The 25104-nt window shown below is 66.9% G+C and carries 29 protein-coding genes; 9 read left to right on the top strand and 20 right to left on the bottom strand.

Going from position 1 to position 25104, the window contains the following annotated elements; genetic code table 11:
* Positions 1-3 precede the first annotated feature (3 nt).
* Complete coding sequence (locus ACP16H_RS07910) at positions 4-3243, top strand: DNA translocase FtsK 4TM domain-containing protein (protein ID WP_425071735.1); 3240 nt, start codon at positions 4-6, stop codon at positions 3241-3243.
* Positions 3244-3285: 42 nt separating this feature from the next.
* Entirely contained in the window at positions 3286-4068 is a 783-nt protein-coding gene (locus ACP16H_RS07915; RefSeq protein ID WP_425071736.1) for a hypothetical protein, read from the top strand.
* A gap of 3 nt (positions 4069-4071) precedes the next feature.
* On the opposite strand, the gene ACP16H_RS07920 is transcribed toward ACP16H_RS07915, so the two are convergent.
* A complete protein-coding gene (locus tag ACP16H_RS07920; RefSeq protein ID WP_425071737.1) occupies positions 4072-4542 on the bottom strand; it encodes a hypothetical protein in 471 nt (156 codons plus the stop codon).
* Between the two features lie 254 nt (positions 4543-4796).
* Here ACP16H_RS07920 and ACP16H_RS07925 point away from each other — a divergent pair, with 254 nt between their 5' ends.
* Positions 4797-5384, top strand: a complete 588-nt coding sequence (locus ACP16H_RS07925; RefSeq protein ID WP_425071738.1) for a LolA family protein — start codon at positions 4797-4799, stop codon at positions 5382-5384.
* Positions 5385-5551: 167 nt separating this feature from the next.
* Complete coding sequence (locus tag ACP16H_RS07930; RefSeq protein WP_425071739.1) at positions 5552-6604, top strand: MBL fold metallo-hydrolase; 1053 nt, start codon at positions 5552-5554, stop codon at positions 6602-6604.
* 143 nt (positions 6605-6747) lie between these two features.
* On the opposite strand, the gene ACP16H_RS07935 is transcribed toward ACP16H_RS07930, so the two are convergent.
* Entirely contained in the window at positions 6748-7344 is a 597-nt protein-coding gene (locus ACP16H_RS07935; protein ID WP_425071740.1) for a lytic transglycosylase, read from the bottom strand.
* A 240-nt stretch (positions 7345-7584) separates the two neighbouring features.
* On the opposite strand from ACP16H_RS07935, the gene hspQ reads away from it, so the two are divergent.
* Positions 7585-7911 carry a heat shock protein HspQ gene (gene hspQ, locus ACP16H_RS07940; RefSeq protein ID WP_425071741.1) on the top strand — a complete coding sequence of 109 codons (327 nt, stop codon included), beginning with the start codon at positions 7585-7587 and terminating at the stop codon, positions 7909-7911.
* A 49-nt stretch (positions 7912-7960) separates the two neighbouring features.
* On the opposite strand, the gene ACP16H_RS07945 is transcribed toward hspQ, so the two are convergent.
* The 11 genes from ACP16H_RS07945 to cobU all read right to left on the bottom strand — a co-directional run bounded on the left by ACP16H_RS07945 (position 7961) and on the right by cobU (position 17462).
* The gene (locus ACP16H_RS07945; protein ID WP_425071742.1) at positions 7961-9004 is read right to left on the bottom strand and encodes a threonine aldolase family protein; all 1044 of its coding nucleotides are present in this window, start codon (positions 9002-9004) and stop codon (positions 7961-7963) included.
* 88 nt (positions 9005-9092) lie between these two features.
* Complete coding sequence (locus tag ACP16H_RS07950; protein ID WP_425071743.1) at positions 9093-9818, bottom strand: peptidoglycan-binding protein; 726 nt, start codon at positions 9816-9818, stop codon at positions 9093-9095.
* A gap of 102 nt (positions 9819-9920) precedes the next feature.
* The gene (locus ACP16H_RS07955) at positions 9921-10394 is read right to left on the bottom strand and encodes a YcgN family cysteine cluster protein (RefSeq protein ID WP_425071744.1); all 474 of its coding nucleotides are present in this window, start codon (positions 10392-10394) and stop codon (positions 9921-9923) included.
* The gene (locus ACP16H_RS07960; RefSeq protein WP_425071745.1) at positions 10391-11323 is read right to left on the bottom strand and encodes a bifunctional riboflavin kinase/FAD synthetase; all 933 of its coding nucleotides are present in this window, start codon (positions 11321-11323) and stop codon (positions 10391-10393) included. The genes ACP16H_RS07955 and ACP16H_RS07960 overlap by 4 nt, the downstream gene beginning before the upstream one ends.
* Positions 11324-11604: 281 nt before the next feature.
* Positions 11605-12075 carry a DUF3237 domain-containing protein gene (locus ACP16H_RS07965; RefSeq protein ID WP_425071746.1) on the bottom strand — a complete coding sequence of 157 codons (471 nt, stop codon included), beginning with the start codon at positions 12073-12075 and terminating at the stop codon, positions 11605-11607.
* Complete coding sequence (locus ACP16H_RS07970) at positions 12072-13376, bottom strand: TRAP transporter large permease (RefSeq protein ID WP_425071747.1); 1305 nt, start codon at positions 13374-13376, stop codon at positions 12072-12074. The genes ACP16H_RS07965 and ACP16H_RS07970 overlap by 4 nt, the downstream gene beginning before the upstream one ends.
* Positions 13373-13852, bottom strand: a complete 480-nt coding sequence (locus ACP16H_RS07975; RefSeq protein ID WP_425071748.1) for a TRAP transporter small permease — start codon at positions 13850-13852, stop codon at positions 13373-13375. The genes ACP16H_RS07970 and ACP16H_RS07975 overlap by 4 nt, the downstream gene beginning before the upstream one ends.
* A gap of 142 nt (positions 13853-13994) precedes the next feature.
* On the bottom strand, positions 13995-15017 hold the full coding sequence (locus ACP16H_RS07980; RefSeq protein ID WP_425071749.1) for a TRAP transporter substrate-binding protein: 1023 nt from the start codon (positions 15015-15017) through the stop codon (positions 13995-13997).
* Positions 15018-15194: 177 nt separating this feature from the next.
* Entirely contained in the window at positions 15195-15929 is a 735-nt protein-coding gene (cobS, locus tag ACP16H_RS07985; RefSeq protein WP_425071750.1) for an adenosylcobinamide-GDP ribazoletransferase, read from the bottom strand.
* A complete protein-coding gene (gene cobT, locus ACP16H_RS07990; protein WP_425071751.1) occupies positions 15926-16942 on the bottom strand; it encodes a nicotinate-nucleotide--dimethylbenzimidazole phosphoribosyltransferase in 1017 nt (338 codons plus the stop codon). The genes cobS and cobT overlap by 4 nt, the downstream gene beginning before the upstream one ends.
* A complete protein-coding gene (gene cobU / locus ACP16H_RS07995) occupies positions 16926-17462 on the bottom strand; it encodes a bifunctional adenosylcobinamide kinase/adenosylcobinamide-phosphate guanylyltransferase (RefSeq protein WP_425071752.1) in 537 nt (178 codons plus the stop codon). The genes cobT and cobU overlap by 17 nt, the downstream gene beginning before the upstream one ends.
* Before the next feature lie 75 nt (positions 17463-17537).
* Between cobU and ACP16H_RS08000 the strand changes: the two genes are divergently transcribed.
* From ACP16H_RS08000 to cobD, 4 genes are read left to right on the top strand one after another with little or no spacing between them, the layout of a single operon-like run.
* Positions 17538-18119: a histidine phosphatase family protein gene (locus ACP16H_RS08000; RefSeq protein ID WP_425071753.1), complete on the top strand. Its 582-nt coding sequence runs from the start codon at positions 17538-17540 to the stop codon at positions 18117-18119.
* Positions 18116-18880 (top strand): hypothetical protein, encoded by a 765-nt coding sequence (locus ACP16H_RS08005; RefSeq protein ID WP_425071754.1) that lies wholly within the window; start codon positions 18116-18118, stop codon positions 18878-18880. Before ACP16H_RS08000 ends, ACP16H_RS08005 begins: the two co-directional genes overlap by 4 nt.
* A complete protein-coding gene (gene cbiB / locus ACP16H_RS08010) occupies positions 18877-19800 on the top strand; it encodes an adenosylcobinamide-phosphate synthase CbiB (protein WP_425071755.1) in 924 nt (307 codons plus the stop codon). The genes ACP16H_RS08005 and cbiB overlap by 4 nt, the downstream gene beginning before the upstream one ends.
* A 10-nt stretch (positions 19801-19810) precedes the next feature.
* Complete coding sequence (gene cobD / locus ACP16H_RS08015) at positions 19811-20776, top strand: threonine-phosphate decarboxylase CobD (RefSeq protein ID WP_425071756.1); 966 nt, start codon at positions 19811-19813, stop codon at positions 20774-20776.
* Between the two features lie 113 nt (positions 20777-20889).
* Here cobD and ACP16H_RS08020 read toward each other — a convergent pair whose 3' ends face one another.
* From ACP16H_RS08020 to ACP16H_RS08050, 7 genes are all read right to left on the bottom strand, one after another.
* Positions 20890-22335 (bottom strand): cobyric acid synthase, encoded by a 1446-nt coding sequence (locus ACP16H_RS08020; protein ID WP_425071757.1) that lies wholly within the window; start codon positions 22333-22335, stop codon positions 20890-20892.
* 62 nt (positions 22336-22397) lie between these two features.
* Positions 22398-22658: a YrhK family protein gene (locus tag ACP16H_RS08025; RefSeq protein ID WP_425071758.1), complete on the bottom strand. Its 261-nt coding sequence runs from the start codon at positions 22656-22658 to the stop codon at positions 22398-22400.
* A 9-nt stretch (positions 22659-22667) separates the two neighbouring features.
* Positions 22668-23285 carry an HAD family hydrolase gene (locus ACP16H_RS08030; protein WP_425071759.1) on the bottom strand — a complete coding sequence of 206 codons (618 nt, stop codon included), beginning with the start codon at positions 23283-23285 and terminating at the stop codon, positions 22668-22670.
* Positions 23286-23288: 3 nt separating this feature from the next.
* On the bottom strand, positions 23289-23789 hold the full coding sequence (locus tag ACP16H_RS08035; RefSeq protein ID WP_425071760.1) for a hypothetical protein: 501 nt from the start codon (positions 23787-23789) through the stop codon (positions 23289-23291).
* Positions 23790-23811: 22 nt separating this feature from the next.
* Positions 23812-24150, bottom strand: a complete 339-nt coding sequence (locus ACP16H_RS08040) for a Lin0512 family protein (protein WP_425071761.1) — start codon at positions 24148-24150, stop codon at positions 23812-23814.
* Positions 24150-24491, bottom strand: a complete 342-nt coding sequence (locus ACP16H_RS08045; protein WP_425071762.1) for a Lin0512 family protein — start codon at positions 24489-24491, stop codon at positions 24150-24152. The genes ACP16H_RS08040 and ACP16H_RS08045 overlap by 1 nt, the downstream gene beginning before the upstream one ends.
* 184 nt (positions 24492-24675) lie before the next feature.
* Positions 24676-25095 carry a hypothetical protein gene (locus ACP16H_RS08050; protein WP_425071763.1) on the bottom strand — a complete coding sequence of 140 codons (420 nt, stop codon included), beginning with the start codon at positions 25093-25095 and terminating at the stop codon, positions 24676-24678.
* Positions 25096-25104: the final 9 nt, after the last annotated feature.

Here is a 25104-nt window from a genome sequence, read left to right on the forward strand (position 1 = left end):
ACAATGGCATCATATCAGATCAACCAGTCCAACCGGCAGCGTGACCCGCTGCTGGACTCGACCACCGCCGAGGCGCTGGAAAAGCGCTCGCGCGAGTTGATCGGGCTGGTTCTGGGGGTGCTGGGTCTCGCCGTTGCGCTGATGATCGCGTCCTATTCGCCAGATGATCCCTCGTGGCTGTCCGCCACCGATGCGCCGGTGCAGAACTGGCTGGGCACCATCGGGGCCTATATCGCCGCGCCGCTGTTCATGATCGTCGGCAATGGTGCCTGGGCGCTGGCCGTGGTGCTGCTGGTCTGGGGCGCGCGTTTTGCCATGCACAAGACCGAAGGCCGCGCGTTCTCGCGTCTGATCTTTGCGCCGATCTGGCTGGCGCTTTGCGCGATCTATGCCTCGGGCCTGCCGCATGGCGATGGCTGGACGCATCACTTTGGACTTGGCGGGCTGTTCGGTGACATGGTGATGGGGTCCTTCCTGACCGCGCTGCCGCTGTCGCCCGCCGTGGGCCTGAAGGTGATGATGCTGCTGCTTGGGGGCGGGATCCTCGCCATGGGGGCCTTTGTCCTGGGCTTCACCATGTCGGAACTGAAATTCCTTGGCCGCTTCCTGATGGTGGGCGTGGTCATGACCTATGCGCAACTGCTGCGCCTGACCGGCAAGGGTGCGTCGGGTGCGCTGACCGGGGCCATGGGCGCCGCCCGCGTCATGCAGGAAAGGAACGCCGAGCGCCGCGCCACCCGTGCCGCGCAGGCCGAGGCGCAGGCTACCCTGCACGAGGCCATCCCCGCCGCCCCGCGCGTGCGCCGCGCCGCCGTGCCGCCGATGAACGCGATGCCTGCCATGGAAGAGGACTCGCTGGATGTCCCGCTACTGGATGACGAGGAATATGCCGCGCTGACCGCCCCCGCTCCGGCCAAGCCCGAGAAGGGCGGGTTCCTGTCGCGCATGCCCTCGCTGATCCGCCGCTCGGAACCGGATGCCTTGCCGGAACCCGAGCTGGTCGAGAACCTGATGGATCACGACGTCAATGCGCCGGGCCCGGACCGCATCAGTGCCAAGATCGCCCATGCGGTCAAGGCGCGCCGCCCCGAGATGCCGACCCTGACGGCGCACAAGCCCGATCCGACCAAGCCCCTGACAAAGGGGCGCGGCCATGGGCCGAAGCCGCTGATCTTCAACGCGGCACCGCGCGCCCATGCGCTGCCCTCCGAGCCGCCCCTGACGGCCATGGCTGTCGCCCTGCCGCCGGAACCGCCGCTGACCGCCGCCATGGCGCGCACCGTCGCCGCGCCGACGCTGGGTGCGCCGCGCATGGACATTCCCGCCGCTCCGGCGCTGCACGCGCCCGCGATGCAGGCGCCCGTCATGCGCGCGCCTGAGCCTGCGCCGCAGGACGAGCCGCAGTACCAACCGCAGCACCAGACCTTGCCGCGCTATTCCGAAGCCGAGATGGAAGAGGCCTACGCCGACCTTTCGGACTTTGACGATTATGGCGACGATTACGGCGACGACGAGTACGACGCACAGTCCTTTGCTGCCGAGCAGGAGGCCACCGTGCCCCCCGCGCCGCCGATGCCGAAACCCGCCGCGCCGGTGCTGCGCGCCGGGGTGGCCCTGCCGGAACCCAAGAAGGTCGTGCAGCCGCAGGTGCGCAAGCCCGTGCAGCTGTCCACCCGTGCCCAGCTTGAAGCGCAGCCCAAGCTGAAGTTCGACGACCACCAGCCGGATTACGAGCTTCCGCCGCTGAACCTGCTGATGTCGCCCGACCGTATCGAACGCCACGTCCTGTCCGACGAGGCGCTCGAGGAAAACGCGCGGATGCTGGAAAGCGTGCTGGACGACTATGGCGTGAAGGGCGAGATCGTCAGCGTCCGTCCCGGCCCCGTTGTGACGATGTACGAACTCGAACCGGCTCCGGGTCTGAAGGCCAGCCGCGTGATCGGTCTGGCGGATGACATCGCGCGGTCGATGTCGGCGCTGTCCGCCCGCGTGTCCACCGTTCCGGGCCGTTCCGTGATCGGTATCGAACTGCCGAACGACAAGCGCGAGATGGTCTGCTTCCGCGAGATCCTCGCGGGCCGTGACTTTGGCGATGGCAACCACAAGCTGCCGCTGGCGCTGGGCAAGGACATCGGCGGCGACCCAGTTGTGGCGAACCTGGCCAAGATGCCCCACCTGCTGATCGCCGGGACCACCGGTTCCGGTAAGTCGGTGGCGATCAACACCATGATCCTGTCGCTGCTCTACAAGCTGACCCCCGAGGACCTGCGTCTGGTCATGATCGACCCGAAGATGCTGGAATTGTCGGTCTATGACGGCATCCCGCACCTGCTGTCCCCCGTGGTGACCGACCCGAAGAAGGCCGTCGTGGCGCTGAAATGGGTCGTGGGCGAGATGGAGGACCGCTACCGCAAGATGTCCAAGATGGGCGTGCGGAACATCGACGGCTACAACAGCCGCGTGAAGGATGCGCAGGACAAGGGCGAGATGTTCTCGCGCACCGTGCAGACCGGATTCGATGACGAGACGGGCGAGCCCGTGTTCGAGACCGAGGAAATCGTGCCCAAGAAGATGCCCTACATCGTCGTCATCGTCGACGAGATGGCCGACCTGATGATGGTCGCGGGCAAGGAAATCGAGGCCTGCATCCAGCGTCTGGCGCAGATGGCGCGGGCGTCCGGCATCCACCTCATCATGGCGACGCAGCGTCCGTCGGTGGACGTCATCACCGGCACGATCAAGGCGAACTTCCCGACCCGGATTTCCTTCCAGGTGACGTCGAAGATCGATTCGCGCACCATCCTGGGCGAGATGGGCGCCGAGCAACTGCTGGGCATGGGTGACATGCTTTATATGGCAGGCGGAGCCAAGATCACGCGCTGCCACGGGCCGTTTGTCTCGGACGAGGAAGTCGAGGAGATCGTCAACCACCTCAAGGCCTTTGGCCCGCCGGACTATGTCGGTGGCGTCGTCGAAGGTCCGGACGAGGAGAAGGCCGACAACATCGACGCGGTGCTGGGCCTCAATACCGGTGGCAACACCGGCGGCGAGGATGCGCTGTACGATCAGGCCGTCGCCATCGTCATCAAGGATCGCAAGTGCTCGACCTCCTACATCCAGCGCAAGCTGGGCATCGGCTACAACAAGGCCGCGCGCCTTGTGGAGCAGATGGAGGACGAGGGCGTCGTCAGCCCGGCCAACCACGTCGGCAAGCGCGAGATCCTCGTGCCGGAACAGGCATAACGGGCCAAGAGTCGCAGGGCCGCACCCCGGAAAGGGACAAGGATGCAGGTGTTCTACTCCTTCGGCGCAGTGATCGCCGCGGCGACCGCCGTCATGGCGATCTCGCCGACCTCCTCGACCGAGCAGGCGCCACGCCCCGTGGCCGCCGAAATCGCTCCGGCAACGGTCGCGGCAAAGCCTGCCGCGAAACCCGCCTTTCCGGTGGCGGATTATGTCGTGCCCCTGAACGAGGCCGTGGCTGGGCATACGCAGGGCTTTTACGCCAACGACTGGTGGCAATGGGCCATGTCCGCGCCGCGCGGTGAAAGCCCGCAGGACGACCCCACGGGGCAGGCCTGCGCCCGCGATCAGGGCGACAAGGTCTGGTATCTGTCCAACGCCATCAGCGGCAAGGCGCAGCGCCGCCGCTGCACCGTTCCGGCGGGGCGGCACCTTTTCTTTCCGGTGACCAGCGTTTACGACACCACCGCCCCGGCGCGCCCGCTGACCTGCGCCGAGGCGCGGCGCAGCGCGGCCCATGTGGCCGACACGCCTGTCGTCATGGAGATCCGCGTGGACGGCACGCTTGTCCCGCTGCCCGAAAAGCACCGGATTGCCCCCGAGAAATGCTTTGACCTGACGGCCCGCATGGCCCCGGAGGCCGGGGTGGCGCCGATGTATCCCTCGGCCACCAATGGCTATTGGATGATGTTGCGCCCGCTGCCGCCGGGCCGCCACGTCATCAGCTTTCGCGTCGGCACACCCGATACCAAGAAGCCCTTTGCCAAGCCCCTGCAGGACGTGACCTACGACCTGACCATCCTGCCGACCGCGCCGCGGGGCTGACCCTTAAAGCTCGAAATCCACGACGGTCATGGCAAAATCGGTCGCGCCTTCGTTGCCGCGCAAGGGCAGGGCGACACCCAGCAGGCTGCGATAGCCCAGAATGCCCTTGTCGCCGGACGCATCAAAGAATTGCGCCATGCCGCTTTGGACCGCCGCGCGACTGGCCTCGAAGGTCGGGCTGCCGGGACGGGTGTGCGGGCGTTCCGACAGGCGCTTGCCCTCGGCCTTGTCCAGGCCGAGCCCGCGCACGCGGGGAGACAGATAGATGACAACGAAATCCTCTACGTCCCTGTCCGGGTCAGAGCGAAGGGCTTCGCTGATGCTCACGGCCAATCCGAGATCGGTGATCTCGCCCAGCTGCATCCGCGAGAAGGGAGGTGTCATGCCCGGCGCATCCCGCCACGAATCCCACAGCAAGGTGGCGCGGCGCAGGGCCGGAGGGAGGCGGGACAGGTAGGGCGCAATCTGGTTCATGTGGACTGGTTCATTCAGGGTGCAATGCTTAATGGGTCTGGAAAATCAATCTCGCCACCATACCGCGTGCCCCCGTTTCGGCCAAAAGAATTTGTCGGAACCGCCTGACCAGCGGGGCGTTGGCCCCCGAGGTCCGGAGCAAGGGCCTTGATCGGCGGGAGATGGCCGCCGATATCTGATTGAAACGGTCTTGATATCGCATGACGGTGCCTGCCATGCCATATGAGGTCCGACACTGACCCGAAAGGACCCGTATGTTTCGCACGTTTCTTGCCGCCCCGGTCATGGCCCTTGCGCTGATCGTTGCAGGCCTGCCCGCAGCGGCGCAACAGCTGTCGCTGAACCAGATCTCGAAGTACCTGAACACGCTTCAGACGGTCAAAAGCCCGTTCACCCAGATCAACGCCGATGGCACGATCTCGACCGGCAGCATCGCCATCAGCCGTCCGGGCAAGGCGCGGTTCGACTACAACCCGCCCGAACGTGGGCTGGTGCTGGTGTCCTCGGGGGCGGTCTACATCATCGACCGCAAGCTGGGCGGCCAGCCCGAGACCTATCCGCTGAACCAGACGCCACTGTCGATCATTCTTGCCCGGAACGTGAACCTTGGCACGGCGGGCATGGTGACGGGGCACAGCTATGACGGGACCGCGACGATCGTCACTGCGCAGGACCCCAAGCGGCCTGAATACGGCTCGATCCAGATGAAATTCACCGCCAACCCGGTGGAACTGCGCCAGTGGATCATCACCGATGGCGACGGCACCAAGACGACCGTGGTGCTGGGCGGTCTGGAAAAGACCCAGCTGCCGCTGAGCGCCTTCCTGCCCGACCGCCAGTAATCTGGCCTCAAGGTCTGGCCTCAAAGTCTGGCCGGGGATACTGGCCGGAAAATCTGGCCGGAAAATCTGCCCTGAATTGATGAGGATTCTTCATCAGTGATAGCCCGCCCGCGCGGTTGTGCGTGGGCGGGCATGGGCTATGTGACGGACAGCAACCGGAGACATTCATGAACCGCCGCACTGTCCTGAAATCCGCTGCGGGCCTTCTGGGCCTCGGCGCTGCCGGAGGAACCGCCGCCACCATGCGCAGCAAGACCAACCGCTATTACGACGGCCCTGTCAGCGACCACTTCGACGGGGTTCGGTTCTTCAACCCCGAAGGTCAGACGCCCAAGGGCTTTCGCGACATCCTGCGCTGGCGCTTCGGCCCGAAACCGGCGGAGTGGCCCGAGGACGTGGCGGTCACGCCGGTGAAGCCCGCTGCGCAGGTGGACGACCTGACCGTGACGATGGTGGGGCATGCCACGCTGCTGATCCAGACGGCAGGGCTGAATATCCTGACGGACCCGCTGTGGTCGGACCGCGCCTCGCCGCTGTCCTTTGCCGGGCCGAAACGGTCTGTCGCGCCGGGCGTGCGGTTCGAGCACCTGCCCCGGATCGACCTCGTGCTGCTGTCGCATAACCACTACGACCATCTGGATATCGCCACGTTGCACCGCCTGAAGGCCACGCATGACCCGCAGGTCATCACGCCGCTGGGGAACGATGCTCTGGTGGCACCGACCGGCCTGTCGGTGACGGTGCTGGACTGGGGCGAATCCGCCGCCTTCAAGGGGCTGACCATCCACGCCACGCCCTGCCATCACTGGTCGGCGCGGGGGATGGGGGATCGGTCCATGGCGCTTTGGGCGGCCTTCGTGCTGACCGGGCCGATGGGGGCGGTGCTGCATATCGGGGATACGGGCTTTCACGACGGGCGGCCCTATACGGGGTTGGACAGGTTCGGGCCTTTGCGGGCGGCGATCCTGCCGATCGGGGCCTATGATCCGCGTTGGTTCATGCAGGACCAGCATCAGAACCCCGACGAGGCCGTGCGGGGCTTCAAGCTGGCAGGCGCGGCGCATGCCATCGGCCACCACTGGGGCACCATCCAGCTGACCAACGAGGCGCGGACTGCGCCGCGCGATGCGCTGGCCGAGGCGCTGGCGCGTCATCAGGTATCGCCCGAGGTGTTCCGCGCGCTGGAGCCGGGTCAAAGCTGGGACATCCCTGAGGTTTAGGTATCGCGTTTGCGGGCGGGGAGGGGGCTCTGCCCCCATCGCTCCTGCGGAGCGATTCCCCCGAGGGTATTTGGATCAAGATGAAGCAGGGGCGGGGGCGCGAAACTGAAAGCGCCCGCCGGGTGGGGCGGGCGCTGGAGGTGTCAGCGGGCGTTGCGGCAGCTGCGCAGCTGGTTCTGGTAGGTGATGGCTCTCTGGCCCACCTCGGAAGAAACCCGCAGCAGCCATGCCTTTGCGTTGTAGGTGCCCTTGCGATAGCCCGTCCGGCCCTCGTGGTAGGCAAGGTAATGGTTGCGTGCGTCCCACATCGGGATGCCCAGCTGGTCGGCGGATTGCTTCATGTACCAGCCCATGAAATCCGTGGCGTCGCGGATGTCGTCGCGCCGTGCGCCGCGGCGGGCCGAAGATGAGGCGAGGTATTCCTTCCACGTGCCATCCAGCGCCTGGCTGTATCCGAAGGCCGAGGATTGCCGTCCCATGGGGATCACGCCCAGAGAGTATTTCAGCGGCGTGCGCGCATCGGAATCGAATTTGGATTCCTGGTAGATCGTCGCCATCTGGACGTGCACGGGCACGCCCCATTTGCGTTCCGTTGCCTTGAAGGCGCGGTAATAGGTCGGGCGCTGCTGGAGGATCGAACAGGCGTTGTCCAGGTTGTCGGGCGACGTACCGGAACCGCCCCCGCCACCGCAGGAGGCCACCAGAAGAAGGATCACCAGCGCGCGAAAGAGTCTGCTCATATGCCTCTCGCGTCATTGTGTTTATTGTTTGACTGTTATTTTACCCGAACGTGCCGCGAGTTTAAATCACGATTTCGGTGAAAGGCATTTCACCGCCGGAAATTGTGTCCTTGGGACGGTCTGCCCGAAATGCGGACTGTTAAGGCGCTTTCCACAGTGTGTTTCTGGCGAATCCGTGTCAAAAGTTGGACAAGCAACCATTGGAACCGCTAAGACTCGGGTATGACAAAGGTAGAGCACATGCTTAGCACCCGCGCAAAATATCACCTCGGACAGGTCGTCCGGCACCGCAAGCACCCGTTTCGTGGCGTCGTGTTTGATGTGGACCCTCAGTTCTCGAACACACAAGAGTGGTACGACGCCATTCCCGAGGCGCAGCGCCCGGAGAAGCAGCAGCCGTTCTACCATCTGCTCGCAGAGAACGACCAAAGCTTTTACGTGGCTTACGTGTCCGAGCAGAACCTGATCGCCGATTACTCTGGTCAGCCGGTGGATCATCCCGACATTCCCGACCTCTTTGGCGCGTTCGAGGATGGCAGCTACGAGCTGCACTTCCAGCTGAACTGAGGCGGAACCAACTCTCTCTCTCACTCTCCGTGAGGCGCAAGGCGGTCCCTTAAAGGACCGCCTTCGTCTTTTGCAGGAACTGGTCGATTTGGTCGAAGGACAGGTTCCAGTCGCAGACCAGCCGTCCGCGCACCGATGTGTCCGGCCCGTCGCCTGGTTCGGGCATGTGGTAATAGACCGCGCCCGAGGCCAGCAGCGCCTCGTGCTGGCGCAGCGGCAGGTGGAAATAGATCAGGTTGGCAGGGGTGCGCGTGGTGACTTCGACCCCCAGCGCCGTCAGTCCCTCGACCAGCCGCGCGCAGGTGGCATTGGCCTTTTTCGCCAGTTCCAGCCAGAGTCCCTCCGCCAGGTAGGCATTCATCTGTGCCGCCAGAAAGCGGTGTTTCGACATCAGGTGCCCGGCACGCATCCGGCGGAAGGCCATGCCGCGCGCCTTGTCGGGATCGAAGAAGATCACGGCTTCGACCGCCATGCAGCCGTTCTTTGTCCCGCCGAAGGTCACCGCGTCTGCGCCGATCTTCCAGCTCATCTCGGCGGGGGTGCAGCCCAGTTTCGCGCAGGCATTGGCGAATCGCGCGCCGTCGAGATGGGTGGACAGGCCGTGCTCATGTGCCAGTGCGAAAAGGGCGCGCATCTCGTCCAGCGTGTAGGTGTTGCCGCGCTCGGTGACATTTGTCAGCGACAGCACCCCGCCCGAGGGCTGGTGCACGTCGCCGGTGTTCCAGAATCCCAGCGCCTTTTGCAGACTCGCGGGCGTGACCATGTCGCCCGGATCGGTGGCCACCATCTTGGCCCCGCCGGTGTAGAACTCCGGCGCGTTGCACTCGTCGACATGGATATGCGCCAGCCCCGAGCAATAGACCGCCTGCCACGGCGGCACCATGGTCCCCAGCGCCAGCGCGTTGCCCGCCGTGCCGCCGGGGACAAGGAAGACCTCGGCCTCGGGGGCCTCGAAGAGGTCGCGCAGGGCGGTTTTCGCCGCCTCCGTTTCGGGGTCGTTGCCGTAGCCGTGGACATAGCCGGTGTTGGCCCGCGCCAGCGCCTCCATGACCTTGGGGTGGATCGGACCGGTGTTGTCGGATGCAAGGTACATTGCGGATCTCCCTTATCGGGCGCGATGCAACCACGGGAGCGGGGCAGGCGCAACCGGGACAGATTTTCGGCCACGGCACTGGCCGTCTTTACAATGTCACCTCGTCGGGCAGAAAGAACCCTGTCCGGTGGTGGGCGTTCACCGCGAACATCTCTTCGGTGCGATACATCCCCAGCGGGTCCATCAACATCAACGCGCTGCTGCTGACCGTGACCTTGGCCCCGTAGACCACGCAGGCGTGGAACACCCCGCCCGGCGCGTCCATCGTCACCAGCAGCAGGGGCACGCGCTTGCGCAGCGCCCGGAACACCTGCTCGATGGTGTGATCGGCGGCCACCAGCACCTCGCGGAACCGATAATCGGTCCCGACGCGCGACCGGAACGCCGCCACGGAGATCCCGCCTGTCTCCGGCCCGTCCTGCGTCACGTCGTCGGGGTATTCCGCCACCAGCTGCTCCTTGGTCCGGCGCGGCCGCCCGGACCAGTCGCGCCCCAGCACGGACTGGAGACACGACGCCCAGCACAGGAACTGCGTTCCCTGAAAAACCAGGTCTGGCTGCGCCAGCTCAAAGCGGTAGCTGCCCCCCAGCAGCTTGGTCTGTGCCACGGGGCCAAGGATGCCATCCGGTTCAAGATCGAACAAGCGTTGAAAGGCCACGACCGCGTCGTGGGTCTTTTGGCCGAAATCGCCATCCGGCACGAGATCCGGCGAGACGACGGAAAAGGAATTCAGGGCCTTCTGGGCCTTTGCGACGTCATCGCCGCGCGATCCGCGCTGCAACTGACGGTGGGTGTGCCACCAGAGATTGGACATGGGAAATACCTGCGTGAGTTGAAATGCAATGCAGGCAGTCTATCAGGAATGGCTTTCCGGCGATGTTCCGGTTTACCCGACCGTGCCGGGGGCAGGCAAAGTTCAGCCCAACGGCTCTTCGATGATGTGGTCTTCCCAGTCGTCCTCGTCCACCTCGAACTCGGGGAGGGTCACGCCCTGCATCGACACGCCGGCCGCGTGCACGCTGTCCGGGTCGCCCGTCAGAAGCGGGTGCCAGGCGGGCAGGGGATTGCCGTTCCACAGCAGCTTGTAGGCACAGGTCTCGGGCATCCAGTAGAGGTTCGCCGGGATGTTCGCCGGTGACATGACGATGCATTCCGGCACGAACTGATGGCGGATGTCGTATTGCGCACAGCGGCAGGTGGCGTCGTCGAACAGGCGGCAGGCGACCCGGGTCAGCACGACCTCGCCGGATTCCTCGTCCTCCAGCTTGTTCATGCAGCACTTGCCGCAGCCGTCACACAGCGCTTCCCATTCGTCCTTGGACAGGTCGGTGAGACGCTTGGTCTCCCAGAAACGGGGCGCGAGGTCGGGCTTGGCGATGGGGTCGGTCATAGGGCGTTCAGGATCTCGCGCGATTGCGCGCAATCTGCATCCATCTGGTCGATCAGCGCCTGCAAGCCGTCGAATTTCAGCTCTGGCCGCAGGTAATCGACCAGGGCGACCGATAGCGTCGCGCCGTACAGATCGCCGGTGAAATCGAACAGGAAGGTTTCGATGTTCGGCACCTCGCCGTTGAACATCGGCCGTACACCGACCGAGGCCGCCCCGTGGTAGCTGCCCTTGTGCGGCCCGTCGCGCACGTCCACCAGCACCGCGTAGACGCCGAAACGCGGCGGATGCAGGCCGTCAATGGACATGTTCGCGGTGGGATAGCCCAGTTCGCGGCCACGCTGTTCGCCGCCGATGACTTCTCCCTCGATCCGGTGCCAGTGGCCCAGCAGGGCAGCGGCATCGCGTGGGCGCCCCTCGGAGAGTGCTTCGCGGATCGCGGTGGAGGAGACGACCAACCCGTTGGTCTCAATCAACTCTGCCACGGTCACGCCGAATCCCATCTCGGCGCCAAAGGCCTGCAGGTCTGCCACGGTTCCCGCGCGCCCCTTGCCGAAACAGAAATCCGAGCCGACGACGACATTGACCAGCCCAAGCCCCTTGCAGATCACCCGCTCGGCAAATTCGCGCGGGCTGAGCGAGGCCAACGCCTTGTTGAAGTTCAGCTGGTACAAGGTCTCGACCCCCAGCTTCTCCAGCCGCGCCGCCTTTGCCTCGGCGCTCATCAGCCGAAAGGCCGGGGCATCGGGCGCGAAATACTCACGCGGGTGCGGCTGAAAGGTCATCACGCCCAACGGCGCGCCGGGCACCGCCTGCCGCGCCAGGTCGATCACCGCCTGATGGCCAAGGTGAACGCCGTCGAAATTGCCGATGGCCGCGCTCGCGCCACGGTCCTGGGCCTGTGTGTACTGGTAGTCTCTGACGATCCGCATGGCCCGCAGTTAGACCATTTCCGAAGCAAGGGAAATGCGATTTCCACGCCGGCGGCCCCAAGGAGCACTTGTTGCGCAGGCCCTGCGTCGGGCCCCTCCTTCATCTTGATGAAAATACCTCGGGGGTGTGGGGGCAGAGCCCCCAAACGCCCCGCGGGGGCGTTGCGCGCCCCACCGGGGCGCGCCGGTCGCTTTGGCTGCGCCAAAGCGAAACTCTTCAGACCAGTCGCTTTTGCGCAGCCAAAGCGAAACCCTCCAGACCAACCGCCAAGGCGTAACCCTCAGCCGATCTGGTAGAAGGAAATCACCACCGAGGATGCCCGCCGTCCGCCGGTGGACAGGAACAAGGGCGCGTTGATCCAGGCGTAGCGCGGATCGCCCGATTCCAGACGGCAATGGGTGCGCATGTAGTATTCGGACGGGTCCACGTCCTCGCCTGCCGCGACGCGGGCCATGACCTCGGGCGGGCCAAAGCGGCGGCCGTAGTTGATGACCTCGATCACCGCGCCGTCGTCTGTTTCGATGGCGTAGCGCGTGTCCAGTTCCGCTGTGCCATCGGCCCAGATCGTCTGCCAGTCGGCGCCTAGGTTCAGGACTCGGCCCGTCACCCGCTCGCCCGTCACCGTGCCGCCGATGATCGGGATGATCCGCCGCTTGCCAGCGCGACCGGCCCCCATCTCCATGATGGGGGCCAGGTCCACGGTGACGTCGAAGGCGTGGATCAGAGGCGGCGCGTCAAACAGCGGCCTCATTGGAACGCCTTGGCCGTCTCGGGCAGCCAGAGCGCCAGCTCGGGCAGCAGGAAGACGAAGACGATCAGCACCACCTGTCCCAGCACGAACGGCAGCACACCCGCGTAGATGTCGGTCAGCTTCACGTCCGGGGCCATGCCCTTGATGACAAAAACGTTCATGCCGATGGGCGGGGTGATGAGACCCAGTTCGGCGACCATGACCACGATTACCCCGAACCACACCGGGTCGAAGCCCAGACCCGTCACGATGGGTGTGAAGATCGGCACGGTCAGCAGGATCATCGCCAGCGTATCGAGGAAGCAGCCAAGCACGAGATAGATCAGCAGGATCACCGCCATGACCAGCGTGGGCGACATGTCGAGGCCCGACACGAAGCCCCCCAGCGCCCCGGCGATGCCGGAGAAGATCGTCAGGTTGTTCAGGGTGATCGCCCCGATCAGCACGGTAAAGATCATGGCCGAAGTCTGGACGGTCTCCAGCAGGCTGTCCTTGACCGTTTCCCACGTCAGCCGTCCGCGCAGGGCGGCGATGCCGAAGGCACCGACGGCACCGATGCCCGCCGCTTCGGTGGGGGAGAAGACGCCGAAATAGATGCCGCCGATCACGATGGCAAAGAGCAGCAGGATGGCCCAGGTGCGGCCGAGGGCGCGCAGTTTTTCGGACCAGGTGGTGGGTTCTCCTGCCGGGCCAAGGTCCGGTCGGATCGCGGTCAGGCCCGCGATGACCAGCATGAAGACCACGACCGTCAGCAGGCCGGGGATCACGCCCGCGATGAACAGGTCGCCGATCGAAGTTTCCGTAAGGATGCCATAGAGCACGAGGATCACCGACGGCGGGATCAGGATGCCGATGACGCCGCCCGAGGCGACCGATCCGGTGGCGAGGCTGTCGGCGTAGCCGAGGCGCTTCATCTCGGGCAGGGCGACCTTTGACATGGTGGCGGCGGTGGCCAGCGACGATCCGCAGATGGCGGCGAAGGCGCCGCAAGCGCCGATGGTGGCGATGGCGAGGCCGCCGCGGAACCGCCCGAGCCATGCGTTGAACACGTCATACAATTCCCGCGACAGGCCCGAGCGCGCGGCGACGGCCCCCATCAGCACGAACAGCGGCACGACCGAGAGGGAATAGGTGACGGTGGTCTCGTAGACCGTGGTGCCGAACAGCGACAGCGCGGGGCTGAAGCCGATGATCGCGGCCAGACCGCCCACCCCGGCGATGGCCATGGCCACACCGATCGGCACGGTGGCGATCAGCATGAGGAAGAGCGCGATGAAGGCGTAGATGCCGATATGGGTCATGCGGACGGCCCTCCGGCGGATGGTTTCAGCAGCAGCACCGCGCAGGTGACGACGGCGGCGGCGGCGGCGAGGCTCATGAGGTAGACGACCGGGAACACCGGCATACCGACGATCTGGGTAAAGATCCCGTCGCTGAAGGTCTGGCCGGCCTTCTGGAACAGCTTCCAGCAGACGACCACGAAGAAGGCCAGCGTGGTGGCGTCGGAGACCCAGTCCAGCAGGCGCTGCACCGGGCGCGGGGCCAGTTGGGTCACGAGGTCGACGCGGATATGGCCGCGTCTCAGCGCGGTCAGCGCAAAGCCGAAGCAGAGGGCGAGGCCCATCAGAAGCTCGATCAGTTCGACGGCGGCGGTGAGCGGGTTGTTGAACAGGTAGCGCCCGATGACATCGACGAACATCAGCGCCATGACGGCGATGAGGGCGGCACCGGAGACGGCGGCCAGCCCGTAGGAAAGGGTGCGCGCGAGGCGTTGCATGGGCAAGTTCCCGGAGCGGCGGGCGGGTCGGCCTCGCCGCGCAGTCAGAAGGTGAAGGGGACGGGCGGGGGAGTGGTCCGCCCGGCCTGACAAGGGGCGTCAGCCCTGCCCCCGACGCCGGGCCGGGAACAGGGGTCGTGGCTTAGCCCTGGGCGAACTTGGCGATGGTCGCCTTCAGGTCGTCCAGCAGGGCCTGGCCGTCATGGCCGCGCTCGTTGGCCAGCGCGATCCAGTCGTCCTCGACAAAGGCGACCTTTTCGGCCCAGCGGGCGGTTTCCTCGTCCGACAGGACGGTGATGGTCGCATCGGCGGCGCGGGCTTCCTTGCCCGCCGCGTCGGCGTCGTCCCAGCCCTTGCCGAAGATCTGCGCGCCCTTGATGCCGCCGAGGTCGGTCATCACGGCCTTGTCCTCGTCCGACAGCGCGTCCCATTTGGCGCGGTTCATCACCACGGCAAAGAAGGTGGTGTAGAGGCCGCCGGGGATCTCGGTGTGGTGGTTGACCAGCTCGCCCAGGCGGAAGCCCTTGATCGATTCCCAGGGCAGCATCGCGCCATCGGCCACGCCTTTCTGGATCGCCTCGTAGGCCTGGCTGGCGGGCATGGCGACGGGCGCGGCGCCCAGGGCCTCGGCCATCTTCACGCCGCCACCGCCGACGCGGATCTTGGCGCCCTGCAGTTCCTCGAGCGTGGTGATCGGCATCTTGGAGTGGATGGCGCCGGGGCCGTGCACGAAGATGGTCAGGACCTTCACGTCCTGGAATTCGGTGTCGAAGCCGATGTTGCGCTCGTACCAGTCATAGGCCGCCATCGAACCGATCTCGGCGTTGGGGGACAGGAAGGGCATTTCGACGCCGCGGGCCACTTCGAAGGGTCCGGGGGTGTAGGCGGCCACGTGATAGGCGATGTCCGCCACGCCATCGCGCACGATGTTGTACTGCTCGGGGGGGCTGGCGATGGGCGCCGGGTCCACGGTGAGGTTGATCGCACCGCCCGAGGCTTCCTTTACCGCTTCGATCCAGCGGGGCAGGGTCACGGCGTTCTGGTGGTGCTGCGGCGGCACCCAGGTCGCGATGCGCATGGAGGTGTTGGCCAGCGCGGCGGTGGGGTTGATGGCGATGACCGATACGCCTGCGGCGGCGGCCTTCAGAAAATCACGGCGTTCCATAGTTCTCCTCCCTGGAAAACGCGTTGTCGCGGCGGGTGAGGGAGCATCTCGGCGGGCCTTTGCCGTTCTTGCAGCGGCATCCGGTCCGGCCCCTCCCAAAGCCCGAGTCGTGCCTTACTCTATCCGTTGAAATGTTTCCGAGTAAACTTTTTTGTCGCGCGTTCGCAGAGTGAACGCCTAGCACAGCGAGAGGGCGACGAGGCCTGCGGTTTCGGACAGCAGTTGGGTTGCACCGCAGACGTCGCCGGTCTGGCCGCCGATGCGTTTCAGCGCGCGATGGGCGAGGAAGGCGGTGGCGAGGGCCATGGCGGCAAGGGCCGCGAGGGCGGGCAGGCCGAGGGGGATCAGGAGCAGGGCGGCGAAGGCCGCGCCGACGAGGTAGGGCCGCCTGCCGTCGCTGGCGGATTGGCCGAGGCCTTGGTCACGGACTGAGGGCAGTTCGGTCAGGACGATGGTCATGCACAGGCGGCTGGTGACGGCCAGCGCCACAAGCGCCCAAGCCGCGTGTTCGACCTGCGCCAGCGCCAGCACCCAGATCAGCGTGGTCAGCCCCAGCGCCAGCGTGCCATAGCTGCCGATGCGGGAATCGCGCATGATTTCAAGGGCGTGCGCGCGGTCGCGCCCGCCGCCCAGACCATCGGCCACATCCGCCAACCCGTCCTGATGAAGCGCGCCGGTGGTCATGGCCTGCGCCGCCAGCGTCAGGGCGGCGGCCAGCAGGGGCTGCATCCCGAGCGCGGTCAGAGCCAGCCAGACCAACGCCGTGATACCGCCCACCGCCAGACCCACCAGCGGAAAGGCCCAGCGGGCCTGCGACAGGTCGGGGATGGGATCGGACAGGCGGCCAGCGGGCAGGCGGGTGAGGAAGATCACCGCCAGCCGCAGTTCCTCCAGCCGCCGGGGGGCGCTCATCCGCCGGAAACCTGCGCTTCGGCGAAGGTGGCCATGCCGTTGTGGCATTCCAGCGCCGCCCGCAGCACGCCAAGGGCCAAAGCCGCGCCGGAGCCTTCGCCAAGCGCCATGTCGAGGGTCAGGACCGGCTGCTTGCCCATGGCGTCGAGCAGCTTGATATGTCCCGGCTCGGCGGAGCGGTGGCCGACGATGCAATGGTCGAGGAAGGCGGGGTTAGCGGCGAACAGCGGTGCCACGGCGGCGGTGCAGATGTAGCCGTCGAGGATGACGGGGATGCGGCGCGCGCGGGCTTCGAGGACAGCGCCGCAGATGGCGGCCTGCTCGCGGCCACCGAAGGCGGTCAGCAGCGCCAGCCCCTGCGCGTCGGCGTGCAGGGCGCGGCCCTGCTCGATCACGCGGGCCTTCAGCGCCTTGCCCGCCTCGTCCGATCCCGTGCCGCGACCAACCCAGTCGGCGGCCTCGCCCCCGAAGGCGGCAGAGGCCAGCGCGGCGGCGACGGTGGAATTGCCGATGCCCATTTCACCGAGGATCAGCACCGTGGCGGAGGGCGGGATGGCGGCGGCCCCGGCCTGCATGGCGGCCAGCACCTCGGCCTCGGTCATGGCGGGGCCTTCGGAGAAGTCGGCGGTGGGCTTGTCCAGATCCAGCGCCACCACGTCGAGGTCGGCCCCGGACGCGCGGCACAGCTGGTTGATCGCCGCGCCGCCGTTCTGGAAGTTGGCGACCATCTGGACCGTGACCTCTTGCGGGAAGGGGTTCACGCCCTTGTCGCAGATGCCGTGGTTCCCGGCAAAGACCAGCGCCTGCGCCTGCCCGATGGAGGGGCGGTCGGTCTTTTGCCAGCCCGCCATGAAGACGGCGAGGTCTTCGAGCCGCCCCAGCGCGCGCGGCGGTTTGGTCAGGCTGTCCTGGCGGGCGCGGGCGGCCTCGATGGCCTTGGCGTCGGCCTGCGGCAGGGTGTCGGCCAGTGCGGCCACGTCGGCCAGAGTGGTCAGGTCAGAGAGCGAAGTCATGGGGTTTCACCTTTATCGGGCAGCCCGCGACGGTGAGGTAGACGGTATCCGACACCTCGGCCACGCGGCGGTTGAGCCAGCCTGCGGCGTCGCGGAACTCGCGCGCCAGCTTGTTTTCGGGGACGATGCCTGCGCCGACCTCGTTGGTGACGAGGATCACGGGGGCAGTCTGCCGGGGCAGGGCATCGGCGAGGGTCTCGGCGGCGGCGCGCCAATCGTGGCCGCCCAGCATGAGGTTGGTCAGCCAGAGCGTCAGGCAGTCCACCAGACGCGGGCTGTCGCCATCGGTAGCGTCCAGCGCCTGCACCAGATCGAGCGGCGCGGGGTGGTCGGACCACTGCGCGCCCCGGCGGGCCTGATGCTGCGCGATGCGGTCGCGCATCTCGTCGTCCCAGGCCTCGGCGGTGGCGATATAGACGGCATGGCCGGTCGGGCGCAGCGCCAGACGCTCCGCCAGTTCGGATTTCCCGGACCGCGCCCCGCCGGTGACGAGGGTGGTTCTGGGGAATGACTTTTCCATGGCCTTTTCCATGGCGTCGTGAAAAAGCAGGTTCGCCGTGGTTTGAAAAGCTGAAAACGAAGGGCAAAAGGGCGCATGGCCGACAAGCGACCGGAACTGATCCTGATACGACACGCGCCTGTCGCGGTCCCCGGCGTGCTGGCCGGGCGGACCGATTTCCCGGCACGTCTGGACGCGGAATCGGTGGCGCGGGTGCGGGCGGGGTTGCCTGCCGTGGCCGCCGTGGTGGCCAGCCCGGCGCTGCGCTGTGTGGCGACGGCCGAGGCGTTGTTTCCCGACATGGAGGTGGCGCAGGACGCGCGGCTGTGGGAACAGGATTTCGGCGAGATGGACGGGACGGCGCTGGCCGATCTGCCGGATCTGGGGCCTCTGGATGGCGCGGCGCTGGCGGCGCATCGCTGGCCGGGGGGCGAGAGTTTCGCCGATCTCTGCGTGCGGGTGGAGGCGCCCTTGTTGGCGGCCTGCCGCAGCGCCGAGGCGGTCGGCAAGGTCGCCGTCGTGGTGCATGCCGGGGTGATCCGGGCAGGGTTGGCCTTGGCGCTGGGGACGGTGCCGGGGGCACTGGCCTTCGAGGTCGCGCCGCTGTCTGTGAGCCGGCTGGGCGTGTGGCAGGGGCGGCCTGTGGCGGTGCGCTGCGTGAACGGGGGCGGTGTGTGATCCGCGTGTCGGGGCATTTCGGCGAGTGGCTGCAGGGGCGGCTGGACGGGCGCGTGGTGCTGGTGAGCATGGCCTGCGACGCCCTGGCCGTTCGGGCGGAGGGCGATGCGCGGCTGTTTCCCGAGGACGTGCTGGCGCGATTCTGCGCCGGGTTGGGATTGGCAGGCGAGGTGCCGGGTGTTGTGGCGGACATGCCGCCGGGGGGCGGGGCCGGGGTGTCCACGGCCTCGCTGGTGGCGGTCGCACGCGCGATGGGGTTCGACGGCGCGCCCGAGGTTCTGGCGCGGGCCTGTCTGGCGGTCGAAGGCGCCTGCGATCCCTTGATGTTCGAGGGGGCGGACCGGCTGCTGTGGGCCTCCCGCGCGGCAGAGGTGGTGGAGCGCATGGCGCCGCCGCCCGCCTGCGAGGTCGTGGGCGGCTTTTGGGGCGCGCCCACGCGGACGGATGCGCGGGATGATGATTTCCCCGAAGTGAGCGACCTTGTCAGCGCGTGGCGGCAGGCGGTTGAGGCGGCTGATCTGGCGCGCGCCGCTGCGGTTGCCAGCGAATCCGCCGCACGCTGTACGGCATTACGCGGGCCGGGCGATGACATGGCAGAGCTGGCGCGGGCACTGGGAGCCTTGGGCGTGGTGCGGGCGCATACGGGATCGGCGCGGGGGCTGATCTTTGCCCCCGGCGACGTGCCGGAGCGGGCGGAAGACGTGCTGCGCGAGGCTGGCCTGACCGGAGTGTTGCGGTTCAGGACCGGGGGCGGCGCGTGATGTTTGCCTTGGCGATGCTGGTGGCCCTCGGGCTGGATGCGCTGATCGGCTGGCCGGACGGGCTGTACGCCCGCGTCGGACATCCGGTGGTCTGGATCGGCGGGCTGATCTCGCGCTGTGAAAAGGCGTGGAACCGGGGCGGGCGTGGGCGGCGGATCGGCTTTGGCGCGCTGACGGTGCTGGTGGTGGTCGCGGTCTCGGCGGGGCTGGCGAGCGTGGCGCTGCTGCTGGACGGGTGGCTGGGGGCGCTGGTGACGGGTGTGCTGGCCTGGCCCTTTGTCGCCGTGCGGTCCCTGCACGACCATGTGGCGGCGGTGGCGCGGCCCCTGGCGGCGGGCGATCTGGGCGGGGCGCGCCATGCGGTCAGCATGATCGTGGGCCGCGACGTGACGCGGCTGGACGAGGCCGGTGTCGCGCGGGCCGGGATCGAGAGCCTGGCCGAGAATGCCTCGGACGGGGTGATCGCGCCGTTATTCTGGGGCTGCCTGCTGGGGCTGCCGGGGATCGTCGGCTACAAGGCGATCAACACGATGGATTCGATGATCGGCCATCGGTCGGAACGGTACGAGGCCTTTGGCAAGGTGGCGGCGCGGGTAGATGATGTGGTGAACCTGATCCCGGCGCGGCTGACGGGGGTGTTCTTTGCGCTGGTCGGCGGCGGCGCGGCGTGGCGCGTGATGATGCGCGACGCGCGCGGGCATCGGTCGCCCAACGCGGGCTGGCCCGAGGGGGCCATGGCGGGGGCGCTGGGCGTGCGGCTGTCGGGGCCTAGGTTCTATGAAACCCATGTGGCCGAGGAGCCGTGGCTGAACGGCGGAGCGCCGGACCCGGATGGGGCGGCCATGGGGCGCGCTTTGGCGGTCTATCGGCGGGGCATGGTTCTGGCGGGTGTCGTTCTGGCGGCGCTGGCGCTGGTCTGAGGAGGGTATGATGCGCGATCACGGAGGCAACCTCGACGCGGCAATGGCGCGGTTCGGTGGGGATTTTGCCGATTGGGTGGACCTGTCGACGGGGATCAATCGCGTGCCTTACCCGGTGGGCGAGGTTCCGGCGCGCGCCTGGGAGGTGCTGCCGACGCGGACGGACATGGAGCGGCTGGTGGCGGCGGCGCGGGCTTCTTATGGCACCTCGGCGGAGGTGGTGCCGCTGGCGGGGGCGCAGGGGGCGATCCAGAGCGTGCCTTTCGTGGCCGAGCGCGGCATGGCGCGGGTGCTGGCGCCCACCTACAACGAACACGCGGCGGCGCTGCGCATGGGCGGCTGGATGGTGACCGAGGTCGGCGCCGTGTTGGACCTCGTGGGCGCGGATCTGGCGGTGGTGGTGTCGCCCAACAACCCGGACGGGCGGTGCTTTGCGCCCGAGGCACTGCGCGACCTCGCGGAGCGGGTGGGCGTGCTGGTGGTGGACGAGAGCTTTGGCGATGCGGTGCCGGATGCCTCCGTGGCGCGCTTTGTGCTGCCGGAGAACGTGCTGGTGCTGCGGTCGTTTGGTAAATTTTACGGGCTGGCGGGGGTGCGGCTGGGCTTCGCGCTGGGCCATGGTGCCATGGTCGAGCGGCTGCGCGCCATGGCGGGACCCTGGCCGGTGTCCGGCCCGGCGATCGAGATCGCCTGTTCGGCGCTGGCGGATCGGGCGTGGCAGGGCGAGACCGTGGCGCGGCTGCGGGCGGATTGCGCGCGGATGGATGACATGGCGCGGGGCGCGGGCTGGTCGCTGGTCGGCGGGACGGAGCTGTTTCGGACGTACTCCGTGGGGGACGCGGCGGGGGTGCAGGACCGTCTTGCCGAGGGCCATGTCTGGAGCAGGGTGTTTCCCTATGACGCGTCGTGGATCCGGCTGGGGCTGCCTGCGCCGGGGGAATGGGCGCGGGTTGAGGCGGCCTTTGCCCGGCTGTGAGGGGCGGGCGATTTTTTCGGGGAAAAATCGCGGTTTGGGGCGCTGCCCCGTCCCGTTCCGGGACTCCCCGAGGGTATTTGTGAAACCAAAGAAGCAGGGGCCGCGCGAGAGGGTCAGCGGGCCAGGTTCAGCAGACCTGTGACGTCGAGGTGGGTTTCGAGGTGGTCGGCGAGGGCGTCGAGGGTTTTTTCGACGGTGGCGTCGTAGGTCGAGGTCGAGGCGGTCACGTTCATCGCCTTGAGCCATGCGGCGCGGAAGCTGTCGTCGGCGAACATGCCGTGCAGGTAGCTGCCTTGGGTCAGGCCGTCGGGTGCGGTCGCGCCTTCGGGCTGGCCGTCGAGGGTGGCGAAGGGGCGTGTCGTGTCCGGGCCGGTGGTGCGGCCGATGTGGATCTCGTAGCCGCTCAGCGGCAGGCCGGTGGCGGCATGGGTGGCGGTGGTGCGGGTCAGGCGTTTGTCGCCGGTCATGGTGGTCGTGACGTCGAGCAGGCCGAGGCCCGGGTCGGTGCCTGCCGGGCCTTCGATGCCGGCAGGGTCGGAGACGGTCTGGCCCAGCATCTGATAGCCGCCGCAGATGCCGAGGATGCGCCCGCCGCGCCGGTGGTGGGCGGCGAGGTCGATGTCCCACCCTTGGGCGCGCAGGAAGGCGAGATCGCCGCGCGTGGATTTCGATCCGGGCAGGATGACGAGGTCGGCGTCGCCGGGAATGGGCTCGCCATGGCCGAGCATGGTGAGGCGCACGCCGGGTTCCTGGGCCAGCGGGTCCATGTCGTCGAAGTTGGCGATGCGGGAGAGGCGCAGGCAGACGATGTGAAAGCCGTCCTTGTTCGGAGCACTGCGGATGTCGAGCGCGTCTTCGGCGGGGAGTTTCCAGGCCTCGGAGAACCACGGGGCGGTGCCGAAGCCCTGCCAGCCGGTGTGGTCGGAGATCATGCGATAGCCGTCGTCGAAAAGCGTCGGGTCACCACGGAACTTGTTGATGAGAAAGCCCTTTATGCGGGCGTTGTCCTGCGCCGAGAGGACGGCCTGCGTGCCGACGATCTGGGCGATGACGCCGCCGCGGTCGATGTCACCGATCAGGACGACCGGCAGGTCGGCGGCCTCGGCGAAGCCCATGTTGGCGATGTCTCCGGGGCGCAGGTTGACCTCGGCGGGGGAGCCCGCGCCTTCGACGATGACAAGGTCGTGGGAAGCCGCGAGGCGGTTGAAGCTGTCGAGCACGGAGGTCAGAAGTTGCGGTTTCAGCGCGGCGTATTCCCGGGCCTTGACCGTGGCGATACGCTTGCCCTGTACGACGACCTGAGAGCCCACGTCGGTCTCAGGTTTCAGCAGAACCGGGTTCATGTCGGTGACGGGATCGAGGCCGCAGGCACGGGCTTGCAGCGCCTGGGCGCGGCCGATCTCGCCGCCATCCGCCGTGACGGCGGCGTTGTTCGACATGTTTTGCGGTTTGAAGGGCGCGACCTTGAGCCCGCGGCGCAGAGCCGCGCGGCACAGGCCCGCCACCAGCACGGATTTCCCGACGTTCGAACCGGTTCCCTGAAGCATGAGGGCGGGCATGGGAGACTCCTGCGCTGCTGACCCGGGCGTGATAGGGCGCGGGCGCGGCAGGGTAAAGTGGCTCAGTCGTCGTCGCCCGGGAGGGGCAGGCGGGCGAGGTGGTATTCGCGGGCAAAGCGCGAGGCGGGCCGCGCGACGAAGAGCGCCGACCCCACTACGAAGAGCCATGTGGCGGCGCGCTGGGTGTCCTCCCAGAAGAACAGGATGGAGCCAATCAGGAAGGTGAGGCCGGCGCAGAAATCAATGGTGGTGTAGAGCCTCTCGTAGAAGCCGTAGACTTCCTTGTGGCGGGGTGTCGCGTCGTGCAGCAGGCTTTGGAACATGGGGGGTCCTTACAGTGCGAGTCTGTCCGGCAAGCTAGCCCGCGTGTCCGCGTTGAACAGGAAAGCCTGCCAGCCGCGCGCCCGGGCGGCGGCGATGTTCGCCGGGGCGTCGTCGATCAGCAGGATCTGCGGCGGCGTCAGGCGCGCCCAGCGTTCTACGGTCGCAAAGAACCCCGGGTCGGGTTTGGCCACCCCCATGCGGCCCGAGGCGAAGATACGTTCGACGTGTTGGCCAAAGCCCATCTGGTGCTCGATGTAGCTTGCGCGCCTTGCTTCGTTGTTGGTGCCGATGACGTGGCGGGCGGGGTGGGCCTTGAGCCAGTCCAGCACCTGCGTATCGGGCAGGGCGTCGCGGTCGAACCAGTAGGCCAGCAGCACGTCGGCATCCAGCGGCGCGTCCTGCGCGCGGAGCCAGTCGGTCAGCAGGTCATGGATGTCCTGCCGCCCGCGCATCACGTCGCGCATGAGGCCCGAGCGGGAAAGATGCGCCGCGAGCGAAGCCGGATCCAGGCCGAGGTCCTCCTGCATCCGCTCCGCCCAAAGCATGCGCCCCCCGGTCGCTGTCGCCCGGATGTTGGCGTTCAGAACGCCGTCGAAGTCCCAGACGATCAGCTCGGGCTGACGCACCGCTCAGGTGGCCTGACGTCTGGGCCAGTGCCCGCCCGCCTTCAGGTCGTGGACCATGCGCCCGGGTGTGCGGAGGATGGCGGTATAGGCGACCACGGCGGTGGCAGAGGTAAAGAAGCTGAGCCCGAAGAGGGTCGTGACGCTGTAGCGCTTGGCCCAGGGGGAAAACAGGATCTCGGTCAGGGCAATGGGCTGTGCCTGGGTATAGATGATGTAGCACAGCAGGGCTTCGACCAGGTAGGCCAGCGCGCCTGCCAGCAGGATCGAGAGGACCATGAAAGGGACGAGTTCCCGCGCGCCCGGCATGGTGGTGCGCCCATTGCGCAGGAAGCGCGACACCGGGGTCGAGGCGAACATCGGCAGGAGGGCCGCCAGCGGCTGGGTGTAGCGCGGGTAGAACTTCACCCCGAGGTCCGGGAAGATCAGGAAGGCAAGCAGGAGCAGCCCCCAGGGCAGGGCGGACAGCGCCACCAGCAGAAGGGCAGAGAGAATCGGTCGCATCATTTGTGAACTCGTGAACAGGGTGTCAGGATTGAGCAGGCAGAAAGGCCTCGACAGCGGCCTGGGCGATGACGGTGACCTCGCCCGTGTCGGGGTTGGTGATGTCGAGACCGCCATGGGTGGCGGTGACCTCGGCGCGGCCACGGGGGAGGGTGGCGGTCAGGGCGGCGCGGTCGACGCGGTCGGGATGCTGGACGCCTATGGTGACCTTTACCAGCATTTCGGTGTGGTCGGTCCCCAGCGCGCCGAAGAGCGGGATGGAGGAATGGCGGAGCGCGTCCTCGATCGCGCGGGCGGCGGCCTTTGTGTAATCCTGGCCGTGAAGGTCGTTGCCCATGCCCATTTCGATGATGAAACGCTGCATCAGATACCCTCCAGTGCAACGGAGATGGCGACATTGGCCATGACGGTGGGGTTGCCGTCCCCATCGGGGCGGGGGACGTCGAGGCCGCCCTTGGTGACATTCACCGTGACCTGTCCGTAGGGAAAGACCTTTGCGACCTGCGCGGTGTCCACCTTGTCGGGCTGCTGCACGCCCACGTCGACGGTGATGCGCATGTCGGTCTTGTCCTTGCCGAACAGCTCCGCGAGGTTGATCGAATTGCGCCAGAGCGCGTTCTCCACGGCGCGGCAGGCGGCCTGCGTGTAATCCTGACGGCGCAGCGAGGTGCCCATGCCGAATTCGGTGAGCAGGCGTCTGGGCATGGGGATTCTCCGGTGTTTGTCCGGCTCATGTGTAGCGGGGGCGGTGGGGGTCGGAAACTTGAAAAGTTTCCGCGGCGAAGTCTCTTCAAGACTTCGGGGGAGGGGCCGTTGAGCGGACGAAGCCGTCATGGGTGACACGCTCTGCAACGTCTGCAGTCACTTCAAGATGGAGTATATGATAGTTTCAGTCAGTCGCAGCAGCACAGGAAGTTGTCACCTCCCAGGCCGCGCCTTTGTGGTTCTTTGTTTCGCTCCAAAGAACCATTCCTGGGCGGAGCCCGCTCCGGAGACAGATTGCGTCTGTAGCTAAGGCGGCGATCAGAAAGTTGCCGTGTTCGGAAAGCGTTGGAGCCTCAATAACAAGCGTGAAATCCTGCATTGTATCAGCCCTGAGTACTTCACCAAAAAAATGTTCACCGAGAATTTCTCCAGAAAAAACAATACGCTGCGCCCCATTTTCCACGATGGGGAAAGCCAACTGAAAACCAGATAGTGCTTCTTCGACGTTCACCGAGCCATCCGCGAGCAGGGGCACCTGAACAATTTCCGCATACGACGGTTGTGCAGAGAGAAGACAAGAAAAAAGACAAATGTAAATGCGCACGTTCTCGAC

The sequence above is a fragment of the Sagittula sp. S175 genome, assembly GCF_049800975.1.
Taxonomy (GTDB): Bacteria; Pseudomonadota; Alphaproteobacteria; order Rhodobacterales; family Rhodobacteraceae; genus Sagittula.